Origin of the sequence: Halomonas campaniensis, from assembly GCF_002211105.1 — a bacterium.
In the GTDB taxonomy this organism is placed as follows: domain Bacteria; phylum Pseudomonadota; class Gammaproteobacteria; order Pseudomonadales; family Halomonadaceae; genus Vreelandella; species Vreelandella campaniensis_A.
The window spans coordinates 18,129-23,273 of record NZ_JPUA01000031.1 but is presented as its reverse complement, the minus strand read 5'-3'; the positions used below and the strand labels follow the sequence as shown (position 1 = coordinate 23,273).

Annotated in this window: 4 protein-coding genes and 1 pseudogene; all 5 read left to right on the top strand. The window is 58.5% G+C overall.

Annotation, left to right across the window (positions count from 1 at the left end):
- Positions 1–331: 331 nt before the first annotated feature.
- Positions 332–1,552 carry a methionine adenosyltransferase gene (gene metK / locus JI62_RS11590; RefSeq protein WP_088700312.1) on the top strand — a complete coding sequence of 407 codons (1,221 nt, stop codon included), beginning with the start codon at positions 332–334 and terminating at the stop codon, positions 1,550–1,552.
- Positions 1,553–1,754: 202 nt separating this feature from the next.
- Positions 1,755–2,774, top strand: coding sequence for an ABC transporter substrate-binding protein (locus tag JI62_RS11585; protein ID WP_088700311.1), 1,020 nt, complete (start codon positions 1,755–1,757; stop codon positions 2,772–2,774).
- A complete protein-coding gene (locus JI62_RS11580; protein ID WP_205737512.1) occupies positions 2,771–3,829 on the top strand; it encodes a FecCD family ABC transporter permease in 1,059 nt (352 codons plus the stop codon). The genes JI62_RS11585 and JI62_RS11580 overlap by 4 nt, the downstream gene beginning before the upstream one ends.
- Entirely contained in the window at positions 3,826–4,587 is a 762-nt protein-coding gene (locus JI62_RS11575; RefSeq protein ID WP_088700310.1) for an ABC transporter ATP-binding protein, read from the top strand. Before JI62_RS11580 ends, JI62_RS11575 begins: the two co-directional genes overlap by 4 nt.
- Before the next feature lie 100 nt (positions 4,588–4,687).
- Positions 4,688–5,145 (top strand): annotated as a pseudogene (locus tag JI62_RS22905) (NAD-dependent DNA ligase LigB); the annotation flags it as partial.

The window sequence follows — 5,145 nt, the reverse complement described above, 5'->3', positions numbered from 1 at the left end:
CCGGACTTGGCCTTCTGAACGGCATCCATGGAGAGGGCGCGAATGGCATTGGCTAGCTCAAAACGGGACGGCATGGGGGTGCTCCTCGCCTGAAAACAGAAATTATAAAGGCGCTATTGTCGCTGACTTCCCATGTGTCGGCAAATCTAGCGGCAAATTCTGAGGATCACGTTCTGGGAAGCATCGCCCACAGCGTGTAGACTCTGCCTCCCGAAGCGGTAGAAAAATAATGCTGCCGCTTCACTAATACGGGCAGGGGTCACCTGCCATGATTTCCTGCTGATGCTGTGGACTACTATCTACAGCCGTCATACAGAGGGTAGAGTGCGCGATGAGCGAATATTCCCTGTTTACCTCCGAGTCCGTCTCCGAAGGTCACCCCGATAAGATTGCCGATCAGATCTCTGACGCGGTGCTAGATGCCATTATCGCCCGGGATAAACAGGCGCGTGTTGCCTGTGAAACCATGGTGAAAACCGGGGTGGCGATTATTGCTGGCGAGATTACCACCTCCGCCTGGGTCGATTTAGAAACCCTCGTACGCGATGTGATTATCAGCATTGGCTATAATTCGTCTGACGTCGGTTTTGACGGCGCGACCTGCGGCGTGGTTAACCTGATAGGCAAGCAGAGTGTCGATATCGCCCAGGGCGTTGACCGCAGTAAGCCGGAAGATCAGGGCGCTGGCGATCAGGGATTGATGTTTGGCTATGCGACCAACGAAACCGATTCATTTATGCCCGCGCCAATCCACTACTCCCACCGTTTAGTGGAGCGTCAGGCTGAGCTGCGTAAAAATGGCCTACTGCCATGGCTACGCCCGGATGCCAAGAGCCAGGTCACCTTCCGCTATAACGCCGAAGGCCAGCCCTGTGGTGTCGATGCCATTGTTCTGTCTACCCAGCACGATCCCGACATTGACCAAGAAGACCTGCGCAAAATGATCAAGCGCGAGGTTATCGAGCAGGTGATCCCCGCTGAGTGGTTGGATGAGAGTACCCAGTACCATATCAACCCCACCGGCAAATTCGTAATTGGCGGCCCGGTAGGTGACTGCGGGCTGACCGGACGTAAAATCATCGTCGACACCTACGGCGGCATGGCACGTCACGGTGGTGGCGCTTTCTCGGGCAAAGACCCCTCTAAAGTGGATCGCAGCGCCGCCTATGCGGGCCGCTATGTGGCCAAGAACGTGGTGGCCTCGGGCCTGGCTGACAAGTGTGAGATTCAGGTCTCCTACGCGATTGGTGTTGCCGAGCCGACCTCGGTCTCCATCGATACGTTCGGCACGGGGAAAATTGACGATACCAGGATCGTAGCGCTGGTTCGCGAGCACTTTGACCTGCGCCCCTACGCGATCACCAAAATGCTTGATCTGCTTCATCCCATGTATCAGCTCACCGCTGCTTACGGCCACTTTGGCCGGGCGCCGTTCGAGCACAGCTACACCTGGAGCGACGATAAAGGCCAAGCGCATACCGAAACCTTTACCGCCTTCCCGTGGGAAAAGGTTGATAAAGCTGAAGCGCTGCGTAAGTCTGCCGGTTTGTAAGCGCTTAGCCGCCTGAAGCTAACCCCCAGCGCCTCCTGCTCCATGCAGGGGGCGTTTCTATTGGGGCGCATGGCTGAAGGTTGTGATGAGAATGGTTTTCGATTATAGTGCGCGCGCTGGTAAATGCGTATCAGTACTGGCGTTATCTGATCAGTGCAGCCGCTGTAATCGTTACACCTCTACCTATAGTGATGGGTGCTCCATGACACGTCTTCTTGCTGTGACCGGATTCTCCACTCTGCTGAGCCTGGCTTCGTCCTCGGCGCTGGCGGATAACACACAATACCCTTTGACACTGAACAACTGCGGCGTGGAGGTGACTTTCGAGCAAGCACCCGAGCGGGCGATCGGCCTGGGGCAAGCCAGTGCGGAGATCATGCTGATGCTCGGTCTCGAAGACAGGATGGTAGGTACCGCCTTCTGGCCCAATCAGGTCTTGCCGCAACTGGCCGAGGCCAATGCCAAGGTGGAGGTCTTGACGGTCGAGTTTCCGACGTTCGAATCCATCCTGGCCAAAAATCCGGATCTCGTCACGGCCGCGCTACCTAGCCTGATCGGCCCCTCCAGCAGAGTGGCGACGCGGGAGGACTTCGATAACGTGGGGGTGGCGACCTACTTGTCCCCCAACACCTGCGTTGCCGAAGACGCGGCCAAGGACAAGTTCGGTTACGGCAGTCGCGAGCAGCGCTGGAGTATGGACGGCCTGTATCAGGAGATCGACGAAATGGCTCGGATATTCGACGTCGACGCGCGAGGCCAGGCACTGATCGAAGATCTAAAGCAGCGCGAAGCGGTGCTACGGGCAGAGACGCCCGAAGATAGCGACCCGCTCTCCTTTGTCTTCTGGTTCTCCAGCCCGTCGCCGTCTGCCGATGCCTACCTTGGCGGTAAAAACGGCGCTTCTGGCTTCATTGCGGACGTGCTCGGGGGAACCAATGCCATTGACTCTGATGCGGAGTGGCCGGCACTTGGGTGGGAAAGCATCATCGCGGCCGATCCAGACGTCATTGTGGTGGCTCGCGTTGACCGTAATCGCTGGGATTTAGACAACTCGGAGGCCAAGATCGAGTTTCTCAATTCGGATCCGGCGACGCGCGAGATGAGGGCGGTTAAAAACGGCGCGATCGTGGTCATGGATGGACACGCCATGGATCCGACGATGAGGACGATCTTCGGTGCGGAAGAGGTAGCCGAACAGCTTGAGGCGCTCGGCCTGAGATGAGTGTCACAATTGAAATGCCGCAATCAACTGAGCGGCTATCACACTGGGTATGGGTGCCAGCCCTGCTGCTTGCTTCGCTTGTAGCGATTGCCCTGGTGGTGGGGATCAGCGTCGGGATTGGCGATATGCCGATCCCGTTGACGACGACCTACGCGGTGATCACCAACAAGCTCGGCTGGTCGTCGTTCGAGCTCAATCGTATTCACGAAGCCATCGTTTGGGATTATCGCTTGAGCCGAGCGCTGGTGGCCGCCTTCTGCGGTGCCGGACTGGCATTGGCGGGCGCTATCATGCAGTCGATGCTGCGTAATCCCTTGGCAGAGCCGTATGTACTCGGTATCTCCGCGGGGGCATCCACGGGCGCCGTACTGATCGTCATCTTGGGGCTCGGCGCTGGCGCGGTATCGCTCTCCTCGGGCGCCTTTATCGGCGCTTTTGCCGCTTTTTTGTTTGTGGCGCTGCTGTCGAACGGTGCGCGCGGTGGTGCTGACCGCACCATTCTGGCGGGGGTTGCGGCGTCGCAGCTCTTCAACGCCGTAACCTCTTATTTCGTCACCACGGCGGGCAATGCTCAGCAGGCGCGGGATGTAATGTTCTGGCTGCTCGGCAGCTTTGGCGGCGTGCGCTGGCCGGATTTTTTTCTGGTATCGGTCGTGGTCGGGCTGGGGCTGATTGCATGTCTGTGCTATGCACGGGTGCTGGATGCCTTTGCCTTCGGCGATGAGGCCGCTGCCTCCCTGGGCGTCAATGTCGGTCAAACGAGAATCGTCCTGTTCGCACTCACTGCCGTCATTACCGCTACCATCGTCAGCATGGTGGGCACCATTGGCTTCGTTGGCCTGGTGGTTCCCCACGCGGCGCGTTTCGTGGTGGGGCCACGCCACGCCGTCCTGCTGCCTGCCTGCGCCATCGTGGGGGCGATCTTCATGGTGGTAGCGGATATCGCCTCCCGCGTGCTGATTCCGCAGCAATCCCTGCCGATTGGTGTGGTCACGGCGCTTGTGGGCGTGCCGTTCTTCTCTGTCATTCTTTACCGGTTACAGCGCGCATCATGAGCATCAAGGCCGACAATCTGATTTGGAAAATCGGCACCAAGACGGTGATCGATGGTGTCTCCTTCGAAGCCGAACAGGGGAAGCTACTGGGGGTGCTGGGCCCCAATGGCTCCGGCAAGACCTCACTGTTACGGCTGCTGGCCGGCCTCAAGCGACCGCATGCCGGACGTGTCATGCTGGATGGGCAGGAGCTTTCAACCTTTCGCCGCCGAACCATTGCCCAGCGCGTGGCCTTCATCGAACAGCACGCCACGACCAATGCCAACCTCAAGGTGATCGACGTGGTCAAGCTGGGCCGTTTCCCACACCGTTCGATGCTCTCGGGCTGGACGCGCGAGGACGATACAACGGTCAACGCAGCGCTGGAGCGAACCGGTATGAGCGCAAAGCGCAACGATGCCTGGCATAGCCTCTCCGGGGGGGAGAAACAGCGCACTCATGTGGCGCGGGCCCTGGCTCAATCACCCAAAGAACTCATTCTCGACGAACCCACCAACCACCTGGATGTGCAGCATCAGGTCAACCTGTTGCGGCTGGTCTCCAGCCTGCCGATGACCAGTATCATGGCACTCCATGATCTCAACCACGCCGCGATGTACTGTGATCGACTGCTGGTTATGCAGGCGGGTAAAATAGTGGCTGCCGGTACGCCTGAAGAGGTGTTGACCCAGCGTCTGCTGAGCGATGTCTTTGCGGTAGATGCCCATATAGAAACCTCGCCCCACCATGATCGGCTGCATATTCATTTCGCGCGTTAGAAATTTGCCTTGTATTGCATCGCTCATACTTTGAGTTAAGTTAAACTTAGCATGGCGTTGCAGGCACTGTGTCTTTTCTTGTCATCAAGGGAGTGCGGATATGCTGGGTGGGCGATGGGTGATGAAAGTGGGGTTGCTGAGTGGCCTGTTAGTCATGGCGTTTATGGCGCAGTCAGAAGAGTGCCCCGACTGGCCTCAGGAGCAGCTAGCGCTGGAGACCCAGGCGCTGACCGAACATATCGAGGTGTGGGATCGCGCTTACCATGATGGCGGTGAATCGCTGGTTGCTGATGAGCTTTACGATCAGGCGCTGGCACGTCTGGAAAGTTGGCAGGCCTGCCTGGGTGACACGACGCCCCATCGTCCGCTGACCCGTGTGAGCAGTAGCGACGGCACCCGTGCGCACCCAGCGGCCCAGCGCGGTCTCAATAAAGCCGATGACGAGGGCGTCAGGCGCTTTACCAGCCGCCGCGAAGACTTGTGGATTCAACCCAAAGTGGACGGCGTAGCGGTGACGCTGCGCTATGTCGCTGGCGAACTGGTCGAAGCCGTCAGCCG

What these genes read in the sequence shown, in the direction of transcription:
- metK (WP_088700312.1), top strand. Translation starts at nt 332, where the DNA reads ATGAGCGAATATTCCCTGTTTACCTCCGAGTCCGTCTCCGAAGGTCAC.
- JI62_RS11585 (WP_088700311.1), top strand. Translation starts at nt 1,755, where the DNA reads ATGACACGTCTTCTTGCTGTGACCGGATTCTCCACTCTGCTGAGCCTG.
- JI62_RS11580 (WP_205737512.1), top strand. Translation starts at nt 2,771, where the DNA reads ATGAGTGTCACAATTGAAATGCCGCAATCAACTGAGCGGCTATCACAC.
- JI62_RS11575 (WP_088700310.1), top strand. Translation starts at nt 3,826, where the DNA reads ATGAGCATCAAGGCCGACAATCTGATTTGGAAAATCGGCACCAAGACG.